This window comes from Pectobacterium carotovorum (assembly GCA_016415585.1).
Classification (GTDB): domain Bacteria; phylum Pseudomonadota; class Gammaproteobacteria; order Enterobacterales; family Enterobacteriaceae; genus Pectobacterium; species Pectobacterium carotovorum_K.
Genome location: CP066552.1, coordinates 1,583,515 through 1,605,075 on the forward strand (window position 1 = coordinate 1,583,515; position 21,561 = coordinate 1,605,075).

17 protein-coding genes are annotated in these 21,561 nt (G+C 52.1%); 6 read left to right on the forward strand and 11 right to left on the reverse strand.

All coding sequences use genetic code 11. From position 1 onward, the window contains the following. Positions 1-159 precede the first annotated feature (159 nt). Positions 160-1,356, reverse strand: a complete 1,197-nt coding sequence (locus JFY74_07000; protein ID QQG29778.1) for a NupC/NupG family nucleoside CNT transporter — start codon at positions 1,354-1,356, stop codon at positions 160-162. A 258-nt stretch (positions 1,357-1,614) separates the two neighbouring features. On the opposite strand from JFY74_07000, the gene JFY74_07005 reads away from it, so the two are divergent. Then, positions 1,615-2,580 carry an aldo/keto reductase gene (locus tag JFY74_07005; GenBank protein ID QQG29779.1) on the forward strand — a complete coding sequence of 322 codons (966 nt, stop codon included), beginning with the start codon at positions 1,615-1,617 and terminating at the stop codon, positions 2,578-2,580. Positions 2,581-2,975: 395 nt separating this feature from the next. On the opposite strand, the gene JFY74_07010 is transcribed toward JFY74_07005, so the two are convergent. From JFY74_07010 to JFY74_07035, 6 genes are all read right to left on the reverse strand, one after another. Further along, complete coding sequence (locus tag JFY74_07010) at positions 2,976-3,317, reverse strand: PTS transporter subunit EIIB (protein QQG29780.1); 342 nt, start codon at positions 3,315-3,317, stop codon at positions 2,976-2,978. A gap of 151 nt (positions 3,318-3,468) precedes the next feature. After that, entirely contained in the window at positions 3,469-5,529 is a 2,061-nt protein-coding gene (locus JFY74_07015; GenBank protein ID QQG29781.1) for a beta-galactosidase, read from the reverse strand. Positions 5,530-5,832: 303 nt separating this feature from the next. Then, positions 5,833-7,047, reverse strand: coding sequence for an arabinogalactan endo-beta-1,4-galactanase (locus tag JFY74_07020; GenBank protein QQG29782.1), 1,215 nt, complete (start codon positions 7,045-7,047; stop codon positions 5,833-5,835). 35 nt (positions 7,048-7,082) lie between these two features. Beyond that, positions 7,083-7,931 carry a sugar ABC transporter permease gene (locus JFY74_07025; protein ID QQG29783.1) on the reverse strand — a complete coding sequence of 283 codons (849 nt, stop codon included), beginning with the start codon at positions 7,929-7,931 and terminating at the stop codon, positions 7,083-7,085. A 12-nt stretch (positions 7,932-7,943) separates the two neighbouring features. Further along, positions 7,944-9,260, reverse strand: coding sequence for a sugar ABC transporter permease (locus JFY74_07030; protein QQG29784.1), 1,317 nt, complete (start codon positions 9,258-9,260; stop codon positions 7,944-7,946). A gap of 89 nt (positions 9,261-9,349) precedes the next feature. After that, positions 9,350-10,582 carry an extracellular solute-binding protein gene (locus JFY74_07035; protein QQG29785.1) on the reverse strand — a complete coding sequence of 411 codons (1,233 nt, stop codon included), beginning with the start codon at positions 10,580-10,582 and terminating at the stop codon, positions 9,350-9,352. Between the two features lie 493 nt (positions 10,583-11,075). Between JFY74_07035 and ugpC the strand changes: the two genes are divergently transcribed. Continuing rightward, a complete protein-coding gene (gene ugpC, locus JFY74_07040) occupies positions 11,076-12,158 on the forward strand; it encodes a sn-glycerol-3-phosphate ABC transporter ATP-binding protein UgpC (protein ID QQG29786.1) in 1,083 nt (360 codons plus the stop codon). Positions 12,159-12,670: 512 nt separating this feature from the next. On the opposite strand, the gene JFY74_07045 is transcribed toward ugpC, so the two are convergent. After that, on the reverse strand, positions 12,671-13,978 hold the full coding sequence (locus tag JFY74_07045) for a maltoporin (protein QQG29787.1): 1,308 nt from the start codon (positions 13,976-13,978) through the stop codon (positions 12,671-12,673). Between the two features lie 485 nt (positions 13,979-14,463). Next, a complete protein-coding gene (gene galR, locus JFY74_07050) occupies positions 14,464-15,474 on the reverse strand; it encodes an HTH-type transcriptional regulator GalR (protein QQG29788.1) in 1,011 nt (336 codons plus the stop codon). A gap of 464 nt (positions 15,475-15,938) precedes the next feature. Here galR and galT point away from each other — a divergent pair, with 464 nt between their 5' ends. Together galT and galK are read left to right on the forward strand one after the other, a co-directional pair. Beyond that, positions 15,939-16,979 (forward strand): galactose-1-phosphate uridylyltransferase, encoded by a 1,041-nt coding sequence (gene galT / locus JFY74_07055; GenBank protein ID QQG29789.1) that lies wholly within the window; start codon positions 15,939-15,941, stop codon positions 16,977-16,979. 9 nt (positions 16,980-16,988) lie between these two features. Further along, on the forward strand, positions 16,989-18,152 hold the full coding sequence (galK, locus tag JFY74_07060) for a galactokinase (GenBank protein QQG29790.1): 1,164 nt from the start codon (positions 16,989-16,991) through the stop codon (positions 18,150-18,152). Positions 18,153-18,231: 79 nt separating this feature from the next. On the opposite strand, the gene mgtE is transcribed toward galK, so the two are convergent. Further along, a complete protein-coding gene (gene mgtE, locus JFY74_07065; GenBank protein ID QQG29791.1) occupies positions 18,232-19,710 on the reverse strand; it encodes a magnesium transporter in 1,479 nt (492 codons plus the stop codon). 220 nt (positions 19,711-19,930) lie between these two features. On the opposite strand from mgtE, the gene JFY74_07070 reads away from it, so the two are divergent. Both JFY74_07070 and JFY74_07075 read left to right on the forward strand, forming a co-directional pair. Next, positions 19,931-20,380, forward strand: coding sequence for a MarR family transcriptional regulator (locus tag JFY74_07070; protein ID QQG29792.1), 450 nt, complete (start codon positions 19,931-19,933; stop codon positions 20,378-20,380). A gap of 186 nt (positions 20,381-20,566) precedes the next feature. Then, the gene (locus JFY74_07075) at positions 20,567-20,992 is read left to right on the forward strand and encodes an organic hydroperoxide resistance protein (protein ID QQG29793.1); all 426 of its coding nucleotides are present in this window, start codon (positions 20,567-20,569) and stop codon (positions 20,990-20,992) included. Between the two features lie 277 nt (positions 20,993-21,269). Here JFY74_07075 and JFY74_07080 read toward each other — a convergent pair whose 3' ends face one another. Beyond that, entirely contained in the window at positions 21,270-21,485 is a 216-nt protein-coding gene (locus JFY74_07080) for a DUF2633 family protein (GenBank protein ID QQG29794.1), read from the reverse strand. Between the last annotated feature and the right edge of the window lie 76 nt (positions 21,486-21,561).

A 21,561-nucleotide genomic window follows, 5' to 3' on the forward strand; every position in this document is an offset into this window, starting at 1 on the left:
GCACGTTATTAGACCAATGGCCTTATTTTACTAGTTTAAACAAGGGATGCCGGACAAAAATGAAGGAATTATGGAAGATATGTCAGGGTTTGTAGGAAAAAGAATCCGGCAGCACAAGGCTGCCGGATAGAGATAAAAATTTTATAACGTGATGAAGGATTACAGCACCAGACCGGCGATAGCGGCGGAAAGGATGCTCACCAGCGTAGAACCGTAAACCAGTTTCAGGCCAAAACGGGAAACCACGTTGCCCTGTTGTTCGTTCAGGCCTTTAATCGCGCCAGCAATAATACCGATGGACGAGAAGTTGGCGAAGGACACCAGGAACACAGACAGGATGCCCACGCTGCGTGGAGACAGTTCGCCTGCTACTTTTTGCAGTTCCAGCATCGCCACAAATTCGTTAGAAACCAGTTTGGTTGCCATGATGCTACCAACCTGAAGGGCTTCGTGAGACGGGATACCCATGATCCAGGCGAACGGATAGAACACGTAGCCGAGGACTTCCTGGAAGCTGATGCCAAAAATGGCGCTGAAAATCGCGTTGACTGCGGCAATCAGTGCAATGAAGCCAATCAGCATTGCTGCAACGATAACGGCAACTTTGAAGCCTGCCAGAATGTATTCGCCCAGCATTTCAAAGAAGCTCTGATTTTCATGCAGATTACCCAACTGCAATTCCGGCTCTTCACCGACTTTGTAGGGGTTAATCAGCGACAGCACGATGAAGGTACTGAACATGTTCAGAATCAGCGCGGCAACGACGAATTTAGCATCCAGCATAGACATGTACGCACCGACGATAGACATCGAAACGGTCGACATGGCGGTTGCTGACATGGTGTACATGCGTTTTTCGGACATCTTGCCCAGAATGTCTTTGTAGGCAATGAAGTTTTCTGACTGGCCGAGAATCAGTGAACTGACTGCGTTAAAGGATTCCAGTTTACCCATGCCGTTCACTTTGGACAGGACCGTACCAATCGCGCGGATGATGATGGGCAGCACTTTAATGTGTTGCAGGATACCGATCAGCGCGGAAATGAAGACGATAGGACAGAGTACTTTAAAGAAGAAGGAAATCAGGTTCTTCTCACTGTTAACCATGTCACCGAATACGAAGTCCGTCCCTTGACCTGCAAATCCGAGTAGTTTGTCGAACAGCGCTGCGACCCCTTTGACTGCGCCTAATCCAATGTCGGAGTACAGGAAGAAATAAGCGAGCAAAATTTCGATGACGAGTAACTGAATAATAAAACGAATACGAATACTTTTACGATCGCGGCAGACGAGTAGTGCCAGCGCCGCAACAACAACCAGCGCCAGAATAAATTGCGCGATATGGGACAGGGACATGTGTGCTCCAAATATGAGGCAGGCCAAATTTTCCACGTCATTTTATGTAACGCGTGCATTAAAAATGAGAGGAAGAACGCAAAAAAACAATTATACCTTGGGATTTTATCTAAACTAAATGCTACGTCTCGTTATTTGCGTCTTTCTGGTCATTCATTATTCTTATCCCAAACAGAAAGTGGCATTGCCCTACCGTAGATGTCAGGTAGGCGCGGGTTTTTTATGATGTTTTCTGCATGATTCAAAAGGAGAGTGATTATGTCAGTATCAGATACCACACGTGAGCTTGGACGTTCTGGGATCGTGGTTCCACCTTTTTCTTTCGGCGGTAATGTCTTTGGCTGGACGGTTGACGAATCGACGTCGTTCAGCCTGTTGGATACGCTGCTGGCGCACGGGCTGAATTTCATTGATACCGCCGATGTTTATTCGCGCTGGGCTCCCGGCAATCAGGGCGGTGAATCTGAAACCATCATCGGTAACTGGCTGAAAAAAAGCGGCCAGCGTGACAAGGTCATTCTCGCCACCAAAGTGGGTATGGATTTAGGCGATGGCAAGAAAGGGCTGTCTCCCCGCTATATTCGACAGGCGGTCGAGGCCTCATTACAGCGTTTGCAAACTGACTACATCGATCTCTATCAGGCACATACTGACGACAAAGATACACCGCTGGAAGAAACGCTGGCCGCGTTTGATGAGCTGATTAAAGAGGGCAAAGTGCGCGCGATTGGGGCGTCTAACTACAGTGCGACGCGTCTGGCGGAGGCGCTGAAAGTCAGTAAAGCCAATCATCTGGCGCGTTATGAAACGCTGCAACCGGAATACAATTTGTACGATCGGCAGGGTTATGAGGCCGCGCTAGAGCCGTTGGTGCGTGAGCAAGGGATTGGAGTCATTAGCTACTATTCGCTGGCTAGCGGGTTTCTGTCAGGCAAGTATCGTCAGCCGAAGGATGCGTCGAAAAGCGCACGCGGGCAGGGCGTAGTAGAAAAATACCTGAACGAGCGCGGTCGCACCATTTTGGAAACGTTGGATAGCGTGGCGAATGCGCATCAGACGACGCCATCGCAGGTCGCGTTGGCCTGGCTGATCGCACGTCCGAGCATCACTGCCCCAATCGCCAGTGCAACGTCGCTGGAGCAGGTTGCTGAACTGGCGGGCGCGACGCGGCTGGTGCTTCCAGCAGAAGATATCGAACTGTTGAATCGCGCGAGTCGCTATTAGGAAATTGCCTTCTTCGCAGGTGTTTCTTCATTACACTTTATATGCGGGTGTGGAAATGGTTTCGTGCGCCATCATACCGCCATTTTCATGCTACCTCGTAGCACGCGCCCGACATAGGGGGCTACGCCAGCCCCCTATGAACCCCGGCTTTTGGCGGGAATTATGCCGCTTACGCGGTGCCATCGGTGTTCATGACCGCTAATCGAGCCACCAGTGACGCGTTCCCGACGCGGCACTGGTTTTCGCGACGTCCTGTCGCTCACTCGGCGGTCAAGCCCACCGCTGCATAATTTTTACGCCAGATAACGGCAAGATACTCATACATTTACAACATTTATCGCGCACGAAACCGCCTCAACAGTGGCATAAAAATGTGACTAAGAGACAGCGAACATTTAGCGCGCTTCTGCTCCATCATCCTCAAACCAGGCGGCTAACTCGCGCCGCAGGTTATCCGACTGGGTGCCGAAGATGGCCTGCACCTGATGGCCGACGATGATCACGCCGATAGCGCCCAGTTTTTGTAAGCTGTCGCTGTTAACCAGCCGCAGGCTGTGAACCTCGACCCGCAGGCGGGTGATACAGGCATCCAGACTGACGATATTTTCTTTGCCGCCAAAGGCGGTTACCAACTGCTGCAAGTTTTCTTTGTCTAGCGGTGAAGCGATTTCAATCTCGGTGATTTGCTTACCCAACATTGATGCGAACAATTTCCGAAAATTGTGAATCTTGCCCATCGTAGTCACCTCTTCGTTTGTTTATCAGCGTGCGTATGATAATGCCGTTCGCGTAACATTACTGTTAGGCGACACACGGTGATGAGGTTCTGTAGGAACGTCTGCACTGTGCTCGCCCAGTATCGTAATGCTTAGCCAACAAGCATGAGCCTTACTGTAGCGCGCGGCGTAGGACCCGGCAGCCGTAGCCTGACAGGTCGAGCGAGCCTGAAAGTGTGCTGCCCGTCGTCATTTCCTCGTAGGTGGCAGGCAGCGCGATCTGTTGCGGCGTTGCCGTGTAGTTCTGTACGAAGATGAACTCGCTTTCTCCGTCATCACGACGATGAGCGACAATGCCGTAAGGCAGATCGGTCGGTAGCGCACGCGGTAAATCCAGCGTCTGTATCAGCGTGGTGAAGAAATCACGCTGGAAGGCGAGGTCGTTGCGCGACGCGATGTAATAGGCCTGACCCTTGCCGTAATCATTGACTGTAACGGCTGGGCGACCCGCGTAGAAATCGCTGTCATAGGTTGCCAGCGCACGCGCGCCTTCAAGATGAATTAGCTCGCACAGGTGGGTGACCTGATACGGGCCGACCAGACGTTGCTCGTTGCCGTCCAGACCGCTAATGCTGTTGCTTTCATGATCGTACAGCCCATCGATTTCTTCTGCCCAGATCCCCATGATAGGGCGAAGCGGGCCAGGGAAACCGTTTTGGTGACACAGATCGGTTTCGTTGACGACGCCAGACCAGTAGGTGGTGACGAAGCTACCGCCCTGTTTGACGAAGGCATCGACACGTTCGGCAAAGCCATCGCGTACCATGTAGAGCATCGGTGCGATCACGAGCTGATAACCGCTGAGGTCGACATCGGCGTTGATGATATCCACCGCCACGCCCTGTTCCCAGAACGTACGATAATGCTCGGTGACGGTTTTCTCATAGAACAGCCCCGCGTTGCGCGGCCCTTGGGCGTTGTCCATCGCCCAGCGGCTTTCCCAGTCGAAAATGATGGCGACTTTGGCGTCAACCCGACTGCCCGCTACCGGTGCGAGTTTGTTGAGTATGTCACCCAATTCCTGCACTTCACGGCCAACGCGGGTGTCGATATGTCCGACATGATCGACGACGGCACCGTGGAATTTTTCAACGGAACCGCGGCTCTTACGCCACTGGAAATACTGCACGGAGTCTGACCCGTGCGCGACGGCCTGAAGCGAAGACAGGATATGCATGCCCGGCTTTTTCAGTTTGCTGATCGGCTGCCAGTTGGTCAGGCTTGGCGTTGACTCCATCAGGTAGAACGGTTTTCCACCTTTCAGCGTACGCATCAGATCGTGATACATCGCGGTGTAGGCGCCCAGCGTGCAGTCATCTTCCGCGTTATGCCACAGCGGGTAGCTGTCCCAGGATACGAAGTCGATCACCTTCGCCAACTGCCAGTAGTCGTAATCATAGAAGTATTCCATGAAGTTCGTCGTCGTTGGCAGAGACGGATTTTCGGCTTTTAGCGGTGCAATTTCTGCGGCACAGAAATCGCTGACCTGTGAGGTGTTAAAGCGTTTCCAGTCCAGATTCAAGCCGTGGATGGATACTTCACCGATGGGCGACGGGGGTTCTAACTGTGACCAGTCGGTGTAGGTGTGGCTCCAGAAGGTACTCCACCACGCTTTATTCAGTGCGTCTATTGTGCCGTAGCGCGCTTTCAGCCAGCTCTGGAAGGTGCTGCGGCAGGTATCGCAGTGGCACTCGCCGCTGTATTCGTTGGAAATATGCCAGCCGATCACCGCAGGATGGTGCGAGTAACGATTTGCCAACTGGGTGTTGATTTGTTTTACTTTCTCGCGATAGTTCGGCGAGCTCAGGCAGTGGTTGTGGCGACCGCCGTGCAGCGCCTGCACGCGATTACTGCCTACACGTAGTACGTCTGGGTATTTCTGCGATAGCCAAGCCGGGCGTGCGCCGCTCGGCGTTGCCAGAAAAACGAAGATACCGTTGGCATACAGCGTGTCGAGGATGCCATCCAACCAGCCAAATTCGTAGCGACCTTCTTCCGGCTCAATCCCAGACCAGCTGAAAATACCCACGGACATGACGTTGCACTGGGTCTGCTTCATCATCTCAATGTCTTTTTCCAGAACCTCTGGGTCGTCCAGCCATTGGTCAGGGTTATAGTCTGCGCCGTGCAGCAGAACAGGCACTTTGCTGCTTAGCGGGGGGAATTTGAACATCGTTCTCTCCTAAACGGGTTGTCAACGCGTTGAATACGGTTTGCGTGTTCGAGATAGCTGGCAATGTGCTTATGCGGCGATGATGGGTAGATCGTAAAGACGCTGTGAATACATCCCTGTACGCTCGGGTTGCGCGGATATGAATCTCATCCCTGAGATTCACCCTTGCAGGGCCGCCGCAAGCGACGTTCAAAAACGTTCCTGACGTTTTTGTCCATGGCGCAAACGCTTTACTCTTCTATCCCATTATCGCCGCTCTTGTTCAGTTAAACGGGTTGTCACGCTCTGAATACGGTTTACGACTTACTTAAACGCTTTGATGGAAGGCAGTACGTTGCCTTTGCAGTCGAACAGCGCTTGGTTTTCCCGTGCGTTGCCTTCTTTCCATTCGTCGTTGTTGTATTTCATACCCGCTTTCGTGGCCCAGGTTGCACCGAGGGTAGGCAGCCAGATTGGCTCCCAATAGAAGACGCCTTTGCCGCGCTGGTTGGGTACGTTGATGACGCTTTGCATCAAATCGTGCAGGTAATTGGCCTGACCCTGAACGGAAGCAGGGTAACCGCCGGCATCCAACTCTTTTTGCTGGAAGCTGTTTTCCGCGTTATCGCAGTTTTCCAACGTGTAAGCATAGGCGGCTTCAACCACGATGATGTCTTTATTGTAGCGTTTGGTGACGTCGTTCATGTTGTACTGCAACGCGCTGATGGGGCCGTTCCAGTAGGTGTAGAACGAGGCACCGATGACATCAAACGGGACGTTACGTTTGACGATTTCATCGAACCACCAGATAAAGGTGTCGTTTTTGGTGCCTTCCGCCAGATGCAGCATGATCTTGACGTTATTCGCGCCCTGTACGTCCTTCACGCCCTGAATACCGGCTTTCAGCATCGCCGCGAGGCGATCGAATTCGCCGCCACCCTGACCCCAACTTTTTCCTTCCGGCCACAGCATCCCGCCGTTCAGTTCGTTACCGATCTGCACCATATCCGGCATGACGCCCGCTTTCTGGAATTCGCTAATGGTGGCTTTGGTGTAGTCATGTAGGGCAGTCGTGAGCTGCGCTGCGTTTAGGCCAGACCAGGCTTTAGGCTTGTTTTGGTGGGCCGGGTCGGTCCAGAAATCGCTGTAGTGGAAATCCAGCAGCACTTTCATTCCGTTCGCTTTGGCGCGTTTAGCCAGCGCCAGCGTGGTCGCCAGATCGTTGTTACCGCCGCCGTAACCGTTGCCCGCTGCATCTTTCGGATCGTTCCAGATGCGCAGACGGATATAGTTAATGCCGTTCTCTTTCAGGATCAGCATGGCATCTTTCTGTTTGCCATGTTCGTCATAAAATTTTCCGCCGTGCTTTTCCACCTCGTTCAGCATGGAAATATCCGCGCCTTTAATGAAATCGGCAGGGACGTTCGTCAACTTATTGATCGTCACATTCTCTGCGGCATACAGGGTTTGCGGCAGGGAGAAGGTCAACAGGCCAGTTGCCAGCATGGCGGCCATCAGTACGCGTTTTTTCATTTTCATTTTACGTTCCTGGAATAGGTACAGATGTTGAGTTATTACCCTTTGGTTCCGCCTGAGGTCAGGCCGGAGACAAAGTACTTTTGCAATGAAAGATAAAGAATGGCGACCGGTACCGCGATCAGCACGGCTCCCGCGGCGTAGGTGGTGTAGCTGGCTCCCATCTTCTGTGAGACCAGGTTGTATAGCCCGATGGGCAGCGTGTACTGATCCGGCGTGCGCAGGATGGTGCTGGAGAGAATGAAATCACCCAGCGGGCCGGTAAACGAGAACAGAGCTATCACCGCGATGATCGGTTTGGACAGCGGCATAATGATCTCGATAAAGATGCGGAAGTTACCCGCGCCGTCCATACGCGCGGACTCATCCAGATCTTTCGGAATGGCATCCAGATAGCCTTTCATCAGATAGGTATTCATCGGGATCATGCCGCCGACGTAAACCAGCACCAGCGCAATATGGCTGTTCACCAGCCCCAGCATCTGCGCTAGTACGAAGATGGCGATCAGCGCGGAGAACTGCGGGATCATCTGCAAGAGTAGAAACAACATCAGCCCATTCTGGCGGCCGCGAAAGCGGAAACGAGAGAAGGAATACGCGGTGAAACTGACGCTGACTAGCGTCAGAATCATGGTCAGGAAGCTGATTTTCATCGAGTTCCAGTACCATGCCGCGTAGTCAATCTGGCCGTTAAACAGCTCCTCATAGTGAATAAAGGAGAAGTTATCTGGGATGATCGAGGTGTTGAGCAGGCTGTTGCCGGGGTTCAGCGACGCGCCAACCGTCCAGATCAGTGGATAAATAATGATGATTGCCACGATCGTCAACAGCAGGTAGGTCAGGCCGAGTTTGATAAAATTCTGGCGTTTAACGCTGTGCTTTTTCATCTGCGCGCTTTCCTATGCCATGTTGTCTTGTTTGAAGGAGTTGGTGGCGCGGAACTGCCACAGTGCGACGCCCACGACAAAAATCGACAGCAGAATGGTGATGCTGGCTGCGATCGCATATTGGGAAGAAGACATGGTCAGCTTATAAATCCAGGACACCAGAATATCCGTCCCGCCCGCGTTGGAGCCGATCACCGCCGGTCCGCCGTTGTTGAACAGATAGATGATGTTGAAATTATTAAAGTTGAACGTGTACTGCGTGATGATGATCGGTGCAATGGAGTAGAGCACCAGCGGCAGCGTGATGGTGGTCAGCTTGTACCAACTGCTGGCGCCGTCAATCGTTGCGGCTTCGTACAAATCGTCAGGAATCGCCTGCAATACGCCGGTGGTCATGGCGAACACAAACGGGAAGCCTAACCAGGTTTGCATCAGAATCAGCGCGGTCTTGGCCCAGAACGGGTCGGTCATCCACGCTTTAGGCTCAATCCCCAATGCGGCCAGAATGCCGTTATTAATCACGCCAAACGTTTCGTTAAACATCCCCGCGAAGACCAGAATAGTGACGAAGCCCGGCACTGCCCACGGCAGGATCAGGATGGTGCGGATCAGCGGCTTGAAACGCAGCCCTTTCTGGTTCACCAAAATCGCCAGCAGGATGCCTACGGCGCACTGGAGTGTGGTCGCAATCAGCGTCCAAATCACCGTCCATTGCAGCACGTCAAAGAACGTTGAGCGCCAGAGATCGAGCCGGAAGATGTTGATAAAGTTCGTCATCCCTACCCAGTCGACCAGCTTGGCGGGCGGCGTGTGGTAGAGGTTGTAATTGGTAAAGGCGATGGAAAAACCGAAAATAATCGGGAAAACCACGACAAAGACCAGCAAGATGAAGCCGGGGGTGATCATCAGATAAGGGAAGCCTTCGCTCAGCAGCATCTGATATTGCTTCTTCACGCTATTCAACGGCAGACCTTTATCGCGTCTGGCACCGCACGCGTAGGCATCGCGCAGGCTCAAATAGTAAACGCCGACGCCAAAGGCGGCGACGATCACGCTGATAATGCCTTTTGCCAACAGAAAAATAGAGTGATCGCGCGGCAGCTCAGTGCCCAGCGTGATGAGCCCCCAGGCACCGTTCCGCAGGAAATCATGGAATATGCCGATGAAGCAGACCATGACGATAAAGAAAAGTGCGCCTTTGACGAACTGGCGATTATAAATCTGTCCGAGTCCGGGGATGAGCGCCAGCAATACAGCCGTTCTGGCGTGGCGACATCCTCTCTCTTGTGGCGTAAGGCCGCTGGCGTTGACGGTCACATCTACCTCCATTTTCTTAAAAACATGGGTATCCCTCACATCCCGAAACCGATTGGGGGAGAAATAAGGGATCCCATGTTGACCCACGGTGGTGCGGGGGATTACTGGTTACTGTGGTTAGCTTCGATCTGCATTTTGATAATCTTCACGGCAGATTCCAGCGCCGCTTTGGTGTCCTGCTTGCCCGTTACGCTCAGTTGCAGCGCGCTGTTCGCAGGTGTCCAGACTTCCTGCATTTCCGGTACGCTCGGCATAGGAACGGCATAGCCAGACTGGATCGCGACAGCACGGGATTTTTCGTCATCCTTAATCAGCGGATCGTCAACCAGCGCCGCGATAGGTGGGATTTCACCGGTTAACTGGAAGCGAATTTTGGCGTACTCAGGCTGATTGATGAACTCAATGAATTTCTGCGCTAGCGCTTTGTTTTTAGAGTAGGTGGAGATGCTGTAGCCTTTCACGCCCAGCAGCGAACGCGGATGCTCGCCGTTTGGCAGCAGCGGCAGTGGGGCTACACCATAGTTTACGCCTGCGTTTTTGTACGGCTGGAACGCCCACGGACCGGTAATCACGGCAGCGGCTTTTTTCTCGGTAAACAGGGAATCGATGGCGTTAGCGCCGGTTTCACCGACGATGCCCGGTGGGAACAGGCCATCGGCATAGAATTTCTTGATGTAGTTGACGGCATCGATAGTGGCTTGTTTATCCAGACCGATGTCTTTTACGTTTGGTGAACCGTTGCTGTTCTGCCCGAAAATGTAGCCACCCATCCCAGCGATGACGCCATAGGCGTAATAAATTTCATCAAACTTCGCCAGCAGGCCATAGCGGCCTTCCGCACGTTGCTGTTTGGAGAAGGTGAACAGATCGTCAAATTTTTCCGGCGGCTGTGGCATCAGGTCTTTGTTGTACACCAGCACGGTGGTTTCAACCGCTTTCGGCACGCCGTACAGCTTACCGTTATAGGTTTGTGCTTCCAGCGCTGGTTTGGTGAAACTCGACAGGAACGTCTGGTCCAGCTTCAGTTCGCTGATCAATCCCTGAACCACGGCGGTACCCACCTGATCGTGTGGCATCACGATCACATCCGGGCCGATTCCTGCTGGGCCATCCAGACGGAGTTTCTCAATCTGCTGCGCGTAGGGCGTTTCCAGCACTTTGATTTTGACATTATTCTGTTTTTCAAAGGCTTTGATCGCGTCGGCGATGCCGTCGGATTTCTTGATATCTTCCCATACCAGAAGTTCTTTGTCGGCTGCCAGCGCTGATTTGCTGAGTACGCCGGTGATACCCAGTGAAATCATAATGACGGTGGTCAGTGTTTTCATTTTCATCATTAGTCCTCAAAGCCCTGGTGGGCCAATCATGGTCGGAAATTGTCGCGTACTTTCCCGTTTTCACCGTTTTTGCTGTCCCTGTGCGATGTTGGTGTAACGTTACATCACACGGCAGTACACCGAAGGGAATGAGGCATCTAACAGTACACGTTGTTTGGCGATCGTCGCTGTGTGGCGCTTGACGCTTTGTTGCGCGTTTTCCACAAACTAGGATAACGGTTACACCAATGGCGATTACATTAAGCAGAGTGCGCCACGTCTGCCAGCGAAACATGTAAAGGCTGTGATCTTATGCACAAAAGTAACCCCCTGTTTGTGCAAACGGTTACACCATGCTGTTATATTGCAATTATGACCAGCGTGCAGGTAAATCTGGCCGGATGCTAATGCGTCTGGAAGGGCTACCGAGCCATTTTGAGTAGACGACCACTGGGCCGTTGTGACTCAGCGCTTATATCCTGAAAAGCAAAATTATCAAGAGGTTACCGTTATGGCGTCGATCCAGTTGGATAGAGTGAGTAAGCATTTTGGCAAAACGATTACGCTTCACGATGTGAATCTGACGATTGCGGATGGAGAGTTCGCCGTTTTTGTTGGGCCGTCTGGCTGTGGTAAGTCGACGTTGCTGAGAATGATTGCCGGGCTGGAAGATGTCACGGGCGGTGAAATCATGATTGATGAGGCCGTGGTGAATGATGTTGCCCCCGCTCACCGTGGTGTGGCGATGGTGTTCCAGTCTTATGCGCTGTACCCGCACATGACCGTCGCTGAGAATATGGGCTACGGCCTGCGCGTGAATGGCGTTCCGAAAGACCAGATTAAGCACCAAATCGAGATGGTGGCGAAGACGCTGCAACTGTCTCACCTGCTGGAGCGTAAACCGAAAGAGCTATCGGGTGGGCAGCGCCAGCGTGTGGCGATAGGGCGCGCCATCGTACGTAACCCGAAAGTGTTCCTGTTTGATGAGCCGCTGTCGAACCTGGATGCAGAGCTGCGCGTGGATATGCGATTGCACATTGCCAAACTGCATCAGGAATTGAAAACGACGATGATCTACGTGACGCACGATCAGGTCGAAGCCATGACGCTGGCCGATAAAATCGTGGTCATGAATTACGGCAAAGTCGAGCAGGTAGGATCGCCGATGGAGCTTTATTATCATCCGGTTAACCAGTTTGTTGCGGGTTTTATCGGCTCGCCAAAAATGAACTTCCTGCCTGCGCAGGTCATCGATTGGACGCCGGATAGCCTGACGGTGAATGTTGCTGAGCAGTTGCAGCTTGAGCTGCCGATTCGCACTGGCGAACTGACTGTTGGCAGCACGATAACGCTGGGGCTGCGGCCGGAACACGTGTCACCGGAAGGTGAGGGGATTCGCCTGTCATTCGGTTGTGAAGTCGTCGAACGTTTAGGTAACAGTACCTACCTGTTCGGCCAATGCTGTGGCATCGATAACTTCAAACTTCTGCTGGCGGGCGACAGTGCCTTCAAGCCTTATGAACATATTGAGGTCTTCTTCTCCCCGAATAACTGTCTGGTGTTCAACGCTGATGGCCTGCGTATCAGCGCGTAGTTAAGTTTTTGAATCGCTTGATCTGAATAGCAAAACCCCTACTAAACAGCGCCCGCGAAGGGCGCTCAACCTTAATTGCTGCTGATAAAATCATCTGTCTCTCAATATTCCGCTGTTTTGGGTTTCTCTGGCGTAAAAAATTGCGCTGAGGTGGGCATGGCCGTCGGGTGAGCCGCATGGATGCGGCGAAAGGCAGTGCCGCGTCGGGAACGCGTCACTGCCGGTCCGAATATCGGCCACGAACGCCGAAGGCATCGCGTAGCGACGCAATTAGCGCCGAAAAGCCAGTGGTCAAGGCGCTGCGGCGATTGAGCGCGCCTTGTCGGGCGTGTGGTGAAATCACAGATTTGCTCGGTAGTTAACACGCACGAAATTTTCGCACTACCACACAGGATGCAGTGAACATTTTACAGCGGATACCATCCGCAACAGAAAAAGGCTCTCGGTAGAAAGCCTTTTGGGAAACACCCGATGGGAATGATGGACCCACCGAGCTGAGGGTTAGTGCGGTATTACCACCAGGCTTCTGCCTGAATACCGAAGTTCACTGCATTGCTGCGATCGTCGTTGAAGGTGTTGCGGTTTTCATTTCCACGGTTTTGGTAAGAAACGAAGAAGCGCAGTTCCGGGCGTGTCATCATGGGAATATCGGCGGTGAAGGCGTGTGCCAGCGTGTATTTCTCACCACTGTATTTGGTTTCTGTACCCGCTTTCCAGCTATCTTTTTTCTGATATGCGCCGGCTTCCAGATAGGTTTTTTGGTTCTTGGTCCAGACATATTGGCCGCGACCTACCGCAGACAATAATTCTGTGCTGTCGCGCCAGCGGCTGATTTCATCCGCTTTACCGTAGGTCAGAACATGGCTAAGAGAAATATTATCAGTGATTGGTAGGTCACCAGTCTGAATGACGCGGTAGCCTTTGGCGCTGTCGTTGATGCTCCAGACGTCATACCAGCCGCCGCCCTGATCGACCATGTTGTGCGCCAGCCCTTTGTCGGCATATTGCAGCACCAGTTTCTGGTTGGATTTGAGGCCAGAGAAGTAGTGGCTGAGCTCACCCGTGATCATCATCGAGTTTTTAGGATCGAATTTTTGCCCTTCCGCGAGGAAGATATTTTTCTGCGTGTCCGCTTCATTTGGCATCGCGTAGGAGATACCAAACTCCGTCCACGCGCCGTCCCACGGCTTCCAGCCCGCATAGCGTGCGTCCAGATAGTTGATATTCAGATCGTCGTAGGTATCTGTTCTGCTTTGACATTCCTGACTGTTAATGCTGTTGCTACAGTCGACGTTCATGTTTTCAGCATCGGCACGGATCCAGGCAAAAGAGAACGCGCCTTCGCCCGCTTTGACGTTTTCGATCCCGGCACCCGCACCGGAGATATTCCAGTATTTGGTATCGATGATGTGCAAGTCATGACGCTGATAGTAGCGTTTCCCCGCCCAGACCGTGGCATCCGGCAGTCCAGGTACAAAGCCTTTTGCCTGAAGGTTTAACTGGCGCAAACCAAACTCGGCATCGTCGTTTTTTGTCGTTTCATTATCGTTCGAGCCATTGGAGAACATGGAAATCATGCTATCGAAGTAAAACGTTTTCCCATTTTCGTTATACAGCTGCTGCCCTAATTGGATTTCGCCGTAGGTGTCATCTTCGTTACCTAATCTTCCCACATAACTTTTATCGGCTGCCTGTTGTTTTCCGTGGTTTGATGCACCCACGCCAGAACGGAAGTATCCTGAAAAATCAACAGAATAAGAAGGGGTTGCCAGCATTGCCAAACTCAGCGCAATGGATGTTGTCAGCAGTTTTCTTTTCATAATATACCTTTCGCTTATTCGGGTAAGAATGTGGATGTTCCAAATAACATGACGTGAACGGAGGTAAAGCGTTTCCACTCATGGCGAAGGATTATGGGGGAATAAAATGGCGCGTGACATGATTGTTCTCACAAAATATAAAAGAGTTACACCAATATTTACACTGATGTAACGATGTTACATATGATGTTTTGATTATTTATCAGCACTGGAGCGGTGTTATTCGCTGTGTAATGATGTGTAACTGGTTACACGTTTTTCTGGTGCGTCTAAAATGCAGCATAAAATTTTTTTATGTCAGAATCGGTGGCGTTACATAAAAGGAGTGATGCGATGCCGAGTAGGAAACATTTTTGGAATAGAGGGAAAGGAGGTCAGTTAAAAGGAAAGCGCAAACAAGGGGGTGAGGTCAGAAGGCAATGATGTCGCTACCTGCCTGATGCAAATGAGTATTGCGTCAGGCAAGCGACATTGGTGAAAGGCGACTACTTCTTACGGGCCGGGGGACTCACCGAATGGCGGCGTACCAGAGTCGGGCTAAACATGTTCGTGGTTTCACTGAGTTGTTTACCGTGAGATAGCGCGATGGCTAATTCTGCGGCCTGAATTGCCATGGCGGAAACCGGATAGTGCACGGTGGTCAGGCGAGGGCGGAGGTAGCGAGCGATCAATACGTCATCAAACCCAATCACCGACATATCCTGCGGTACGCTGATGCTGTTATCACTCAGGACAGAAAGCGCGCCTGCGGCCATGGAATCGTTGTAACACACGACTGCTGTCATGTTGCCGCCCCGGCTCAGCAGCTCCATCATGGCAGATTCGCCGCCCACCTCGTCTGGCGAGGCACGGGCAATGAGGCGTTCATCCCGTGCGATGCCGTGCTCTTGCAGCGCATCCATATAGCCTTGCAGGCGGTCGGCGGAGTCGGAAATTTGGTGATTAGAGCAGAGAAAACCGATCCGCTGATGTCCTTCCTGAATTAAATGACGCGTTGCCAGCCAGGAGCCGTAGCGATCGTCGAGTGCAACGCAGCGGTTTTCATAACCGGGTAAGGTACGGTTGATGAGCACCATATCAGGAATGTGGCTCATCAGTGCCGCCAGTTCTTCATCTGAAAGCATCTTTGCATGCACGACTAGCCCGGAACAGCGGTGGCGAATTAACTGTTCAATGGCTTTCTTTTCCTGCTCGGCATTGTGATAGCCGTTACCAATCAGCAGAAAGTTGCCGGTTGCCTGGGCAATTTGTTCGACAGATTTAACCATCGTTCCGAAAAAGGGATCGGACACATCCGCGACAACCAGCCCCATAGTCTCTGCACTTTGATGCGCGAGCGCTCTGGCATTGGCGTTCGGATGATATTGCAGCTCCGCCATGGCCTTGTGTACGGCTTCCCTTGACGCAGTACTGGCTTTGGGCGAGTTATTAATCACGCGCGAAACCGTAGCGACTGATACACCTGATAGACGAGCAACATCCTTTATTGTGGCCATTGGCATTCCTGAGCGGTCAAATGCGTGGTGAGGCGAACCGCAGCCTAACGCACACGTTAAAAGAAAAAATCGATTACTTATATTTATAAATGTACAGGTTTTTAGGCGATGTTACCTACCCGACCTCCTTTCCTTTTTGATCCAGACCGTACTTATGTGATCGCTATCAACAATCATCGGTCATTTCTCTCTTCCAAAATACCATTTCGGGGTTTAAATTTAGGGTAACCGATTACACTCATGTGGTGGCTAAACGATAGTTGACTATCTTTCTTTAGCATTATTACAGCTATTTTATCCATGCCATAGTGTGAAACTGATTACATTAAGGGGGTTTTCTGGCTGAGTTTACGGACTGACCTGATGCCTCTTCCAGATCTCTGACGGACTGTTAGCGCCATACAATGGGTTGCGGATGGTGCCGCGGTTGTACCGAATTTGTGTTTTGTATTGAGGAATAGTTTATGCAGTTTGAGCCGACTGAACATCCGCATCGCCGTTTTAACCCGCTGAAAGGCGAGTGGATTCTGGTTTCTCCGCATCGCGCCAAACGCCCCTGGCAAGGGCAGCAGGATGAACCGGATCGCGCCACGCCGCCGCCTTACGATCCGACCTGCTATCTGTGTGCGGGTAATAAACGTATTACTGGCGATATCAACCCGCACTATCAGGGCACCTTTGTTTTTACGAATGATTTTTCGGCTCTGATGGAAGACACGCCAGAGGCGCCGTCGGGCGACGACGAGCTTTTTCGCGTTCAGCAAGCCCGGGGCGTCAGCCGTGTGATCTGTTTTTCTCCCGATCACAGTAAAAGTCTGCCTCAGCTTTCATTACCGGCGCTGAAAGCGGTGATCGATACGTGGAGCGATCAGACTGAAGATCTAGGCAAGCGGTATCCGTGGGTTCAGGTGTTTGAGAACAAAGGGACGATGATGGGGTGTTCTAATCCCCATCCGCACGGTCAGGTTTGGGCTAACGATTTTCTGCCCAATGAGGTGCTACGTGAGGACGAACAGCAGCGAGCCTATTTCTCCCGTCACGGTTCGCCGTTACTGCTGGACTACGTTCAACGCGAGCAGGCTAATGGGTCGCGCATCGTGGTGGAAACGGAGCACTGGTTGGCGGTTGTCCCGTACTGGGCGTCGTGGCCGTTTGAAACGCTGGTACTGCCCAAGTTCGCTGTACAGCGGTTGCCACAGCTACGTGACGTTCAGCGTGACGATCTGGCGCGGCTCCTGAAAAAGCTGACCAGCCGTTACGACAACTTGTTCCAATGTTCATTCCCTTATTCGATGGGGTGGCATGGCGCGCCGTTCAAGGGTGATGACATCGCACACTGGCAGCTGCATGCCCATTTTTATCCCCCGTTATTACGTTCCGCCAGCGTACGCAAATTTATGGTCGGCTATGAAATGTTGGCTGAGGCACAGCGTGATCTGACGGCAGAGCAGGCCGCTGAATGTTTACGCAGCGTGAGTGATATCCATTTTCGTGAGCAAATTTGAGGTCATTTTATGAGCCGTATTGATTCTCTACGTCAGTTAACCGAGTCTGTTTTTGTCCGATTATTTGGCTATGCGCCGCACGCGGCTATTCAGGCTCCCGGCCGGGTCAACCTGATTGGTGAGCACACCGACTATAACGATGGTTTTGTCTTGCCCTGTGCTATCGATTACCAGACGGTGGTCAGCGCGGCGGTACGTCAGGATGGCATTGTGCGGGTGGTCGCGGTGGACTTTGACAACCAGCAGGATGAATTCGATCTCGCCAAAGAGATCGTGCCTCACCCGGACTATACCTGGGCGAACTATATCCGTGGAACGGTGAAGTTTTTGCTGGCGCGTGGCTTACCGCTCAGCGGTATGGATATGGTAGTTTCCGGAAATGTGCCTTCTGGTGCAGGACTAAGTTCATCGGCCTCGTTGGAAGTCGTGATTGGGCAGACATTCAAAGAACTGAATAATCTGGACATCAGCCAGCTAGATGTGGCCTTGAACGGTCAGCAGGCGGAAAACGATTTTGTCGGCTGTAGCTGCGGCATTATGGATCAGTTTATTTCCGCTCAAGGACGCGCGGATCAGGCGATGTTGATCGACTGCCGTTCTCTGGAAGGGCGTTCTGTGCGTATGCTCGACGGCGTTGACGTGCTGATCGTGAATTCCAACGTGCGTCGTGGGCTGGTGGACAGCGAATACAACACACGTCGTCAGCAGTGTGAAGCTGCGGCGCGTCACTTTAACGTCAAGGCGCTGCGTGATGTTTCACTCGCACAGTTTGAAGCGGGAATCGAGGGACTGGATCCGGTAGCGGTACGCCGTGCGCGCCATGTTATTACCGAGAACAGCCGTACGCTGGAAGCGGCCGATGCGCTGGCGCGTCAGGATGCGCACCGCTTGTTTACGCTGATGGCGGAATCGCATGTTTCCATGCGCGACGACTTTGAAATTACCGTGCCGCCGATCGATGCGCTGGTGGATCTGATTCAAGAGTATGTGGGTGAGCGGGGCGGTGTGCGTATGACCGGCGGCGGTTTCGGTGGCTGCATCGTCGCCCTTATCCCCTCGGCGCTGACAGACGAGGTCAAACAGGTGATCGAACGTGAATATCCGGCGCGCACCGGCCTTCAGCCGTCCATCTATCTGTGTCAGGCATCCGGCGGTGCAGGGCGTGTGAGTTAAGTTCAGCCTGGGAAAGATGAGGGAAAAGGGCTTTGATTAAAGCCCTTTTTACATTTCATGTGTTTTACATCGCATATGTTTAAGGCAGCAGGAACAGCGTTGCCAGCCCAAGGAAGATAAAGAAGCCGCCAGTATCCGTGATCGCCGTAATCATTACGCTGGAGCCGATGGCTGGATCGCGACCGAGTTTCATCATGACTAACGGGATAGCGACGCCCATCAGCGCGGCGAGCAGCAGGTTCAGCAGAATCGCCAGCATCATCACGCCCCCCATCGCGGCATTACCATAGAGCAGGAAGGTCACCACGCCCATGATCGTGCCCCATATCACCCCGTTGACCAGCGCAACGCCTAATTCTTTAAGCAGCAGGTACGATTTCTTGCCGTGTTCAAGCTGATGCAACGCCAGAGCACGCACAATCATGGTGATCGTCTGGTTGCCCGTATTCCCGCCGATGCCGGCGACAATCGGCATGAGCGTCGCCAGCGCGACCAAATGGGACAGCGTATGCTCGAACAGGCCGATGACCCGCGAGGCAATGAGCGCCGTACAAAGATTGATGGCCAGCCATGCCCAGCGATTGCGAAACGATTTATACACGGGCGCGTAGACGTCTTCAGAGGGCGTTAAGCCCCCTGAACGCCGCAGATTGCTGTCGCTTTCCCGGTTCACGACGTCGAGGATATCCTCAATCGTCAGGCGTCCCATGAGTTTCCCTTTGCTATCGACCACGGCGCTGGAAATTAAATCGTAACGTTCAAAAGCCCCTGCGGCCTCTTCGACTTTATCTTCAGGCTGAAACCTCAACGGCTGATCGTCCATGACGTCATTGACCATAGTCTGAGGCGAGTGGAGCAGAATGCTGGCCAGCGATAGCTCGCCGATCAGCGTGTTCTTGCGATCGGTAACAAACAGCTTATCGGTGGAATTGGGGATCTTTTTGCGGTAGCGCAGATAGCGCTGTACGGCCGCGAGCGTGACATCAGCGCGCACGGTGATGAGTTTGAAATCCATCATGTGGCCGAGGCAGTCTTCATCATAATTGATGGCGGCACGTAGCTGCGCGCGCTGCTTCGGCTCAAGCGAAGTCAGTATTCTGCCCAGCAGATGACGGGGGACGAGGCGAGACAGCTGAGCCTGCTCATCAACATCCAGTATCCGAACCGCCCTGAGGATTTCCTTGTCCTGCATATCGCCGATCAGATCGTCAGAAATGCTATCAGAGGCCTCAATCAACACGCGGCCGCGCTTCTCTATAGGAATAAGCCGCCAGAGCGCCAGCCGTTCATCCTGTGGTAAGGATTCCAGCAGGTCGGCAAGGTCAGCGGCATGCAGCTCGATGATAAGCTCGCTGATTTCTGCGGTCTGATCGAGCAGGATGCTTTTTTCGCGCAGCCTAATGTTGTTATTTAATGCAGCATTGTCGCCCAACGTTGCGTCATCGCCTGCTGTAACGCGCGGTTGCCGGTTGATAATGTCTTCAACCAGTTCTTTATTTTCCAATAGCAGAAGGGAGATACGGCGCCGGAGGTCGGTAAGTTTTTTTACACTCGACATAATGTTTTATGCTCGATCTGTTTTTTATCCGTGTTTTATTAAACGTAGCGCAATATCAGTAGATTAAGAATAGGATTACTGACGAATCGCCGTCTGAAAGGTGTGCGATAGTGTACCCAGACGTATTTTTTATGAAAAAATTTATCTAACGGATTATTAAATCGCTTGCTACTTAATTTTTGGCGATATAGAGTCAGTTCCAGAAACGTAACTGATACCGATGGCAGAGACGATGAACGACAACGCTTACAAACTGGATGGACAGCTGTGCTTCGCACTGTATTCAGCCAATCTGGCGATGAATAAACTGTACCGTCGTTTGCTGTCTGAACTGAATCTGACCTATCCCCAATATCTGGTGATGCTGGTGCTGTGGGAGCGTGATGGTTTGACGGTGTCTGAGTTGGGCGAGCGTCTGTATCTCGATTCCGCTACGCTAACGCCGTTGCTCAAGCGGTTACAAAGCGCAGGCTTAGTGGTGCGTAATCGGGGAACGGAAGATGAGCGTCAGGTGCTGATCGGGTTAACCGAAGCAGGACGAGCACTTCAGCAACAGGCACGAGCGATTCCTGAAAGCGTGTTTTGCGCGACGGAATGTCATCTTGACCAGTTGCAGACGATCAAAAAAGATTTAGAGACGCTGCGTAAGAATCTGATTGGGCATCTTTGAAGATACTCGCGGTTGTCTTGAGCATCCGAAGCCTGTCAGACAGCGTCATATTTGCTAAGTAGTCTATGTCTAAGTGTTTTGTTTTAAGTAAATAAGTAGTGTGCGATTCTATTTTTCGCTATTTAATTAGGCCTGAGCAGCATCTATACTGCCTTAGGTCATTCCCTAACTATCTGGAGTCACATTATGTCTATTGAAAAAGTATTATACGTTGCTCATGCTCAAGCTACCGGTGGTCGTGATGGTCGTGCGGTGTCTTCCGATAAAGCGGTTGATATTAAATTGACGACCCCACGTGAGCTGGGCGGCGCAGGCGGTGAAGGGACGAACCCAGAGCAGCTGTTCGCCGCGGGCTATTCTGCCTGTTTCCTGGGGGCGATGAAATTTGTCGGTGCGCGTGAGAAGATCGCCGTACCCGCTGACACCACGGTAAACGGTAGCGTAGGCATCGGTGCCATCCCAACAGGGTTTGGTATTGAAGTCGAATTGAAAATTTCCCTGCCAGGCTTGGATCGCGCCGTGGCTGAAGATTTAGTGCAGAAAGCCCATATCGTTTGCCCATACTCCAATGCAACGCGTGGCAACATCGACGTGACCCTGACTATCGTCTAAGTCCGGCTTGAAGCAAGTTCATGATTGATTGATGAACACGATTGATTAATAAAAACGGTGGCTGCGAAGATTCGCACTGCCGTTTTTTTATGACGGACATCCTCGTCCGTCACCCTTACGGGCCGTTGCTACGCAACGTTGAAAAACGCTCCCGACGTTTTTTTATTGGTACGGCATCATCTCAATAGGCAACGACGTGAATGACGGGCACGGGAATACGAAGGCAACAAAGCCTGATGAAGAAAAAAGAGAATATAAGAAACGGGTTGGTTAAGCGCTACTCTTTCTGATTGACAAGTACGTTGGTAGGGAGCAGTAATTGTTCGGCATGTTGCTGCTGTTTGTTTTGATGATGACCAAACGCGGTGATGGTGGAGTAAGCAAAGCGGCCTAAAAGAATAATGAAGCTGATGAGTAAAACGGCACGGGCGATCCGAGAGCCACTTCGTCGTGGGCGTATCGATAATCGTCGTTTGTGGGTAAGCGTGGACATTACCAGTTAATCCTCTGTGAAAGCGAACATTCGCTGTTGTTTATTTAGGCACAAGCAGTAGGCGAGGTCAATCTAC

Bases quoted from the DNA above. Each gene is read 5' to 3' on its own strand.
- JFY74_07000 (QQG29778.1), bottom strand. From the start codon at position 1,356: ATGTCCCTGTCCCATATCGCGCAATTTATTCTGGCGCTGGTTGTTGTT.
- JFY74_07005 (QQG29779.1), top strand. From the start codon at position 1,615: ATGTCAGTATCAGATACCACACGTGAGCTTGGACGTTCTGGGATCGTG.
- JFY74_07010 (QQG29780.1), bottom strand. From the start codon at position 3,317: ATGGGCAAGATTCACAATTTTCGGAAATTGTTCGCATCAATGTTGGGT.
- JFY74_07015 (QQG29781.1), bottom strand. From the start codon at position 5,529: ATGTTCAAATTCCCCCCGCTAAGCAGCAAAGTGCCTGTTCTGCTGCAC.
- JFY74_07020 (QQG29782.1), bottom strand. From the start codon at position 7,047: ATGAAAATGAAAAAACGCGTACTGATGGCCGCCATGCTGGCAACTGGC.
- JFY74_07025 (QQG29783.1), bottom strand. From the start codon at position 7,931: ATGAAAAAGCACAGCGTTAAACGCCAGAATTTTATCAAACTCGGCCTG.
- JFY74_07030 (QQG29784.1), bottom strand. From the start codon at position 9,260: ATGGAGGTAGATGTGACCGTCAACGCCAGCGGCCTTACGCCACAAGAG.
- JFY74_07035 (QQG29785.1), bottom strand. From the start codon at position 10,582: ATGAAAATGAAAACACTGACCACCGTCATTATGATTTCACTGGGTATC.
- ugpC (QQG29786.1), top strand. From the start codon at position 11,076: ATGGCGTCGATCCAGTTGGATAGAGTGAGTAAGCATTTTGGCAAAACG.
- JFY74_07045 (QQG29787.1), bottom strand. From the start codon at position 13,978: ATGAAAAGAAAACTGCTGACAACATCCATTGCGCTGAGTTTGGCAATG.
- galR (QQG29788.1), bottom strand. From the start codon at position 15,474: ATGGCCACAATAAAGGATGTTGCTCGTCTATCAGGTGTATCAGTCGCT.
- galT (QQG29789.1), top strand. From the start codon at position 15,939: ATGCAGTTTGAGCCGACTGAACATCCGCATCGCCGTTTTAACCCGCTG.
- galK (QQG29790.1), top strand. From the start codon at position 16,989: ATGAGCCGTATTGATTCTCTACGTCAGTTAACCGAGTCTGTTTTTGTC.
- mgtE (QQG29791.1), bottom strand. From the start codon at position 19,710: ATGTCGAGTGTAAAAAAACTTACCGACCTCCGGCGCCGTATCTCCCTT.
- JFY74_07070 (QQG29792.1), top strand. From the start codon at position 19,931: ATGGCAGAGACGATGAACGACAACGCTTACAAACTGGATGGACAGCTG.
- JFY74_07075 (QQG29793.1), top strand. From the start codon at position 20,567: ATGTCTATTGAAAAAGTATTATACGTTGCTCATGCTCAAGCTACCGGT.
- JFY74_07080 (QQG29794.1), bottom strand. From the start codon at position 21,485: ATGTCCACGCTTACCCACAAACGACGATTATCGATACGCCCACGACGA.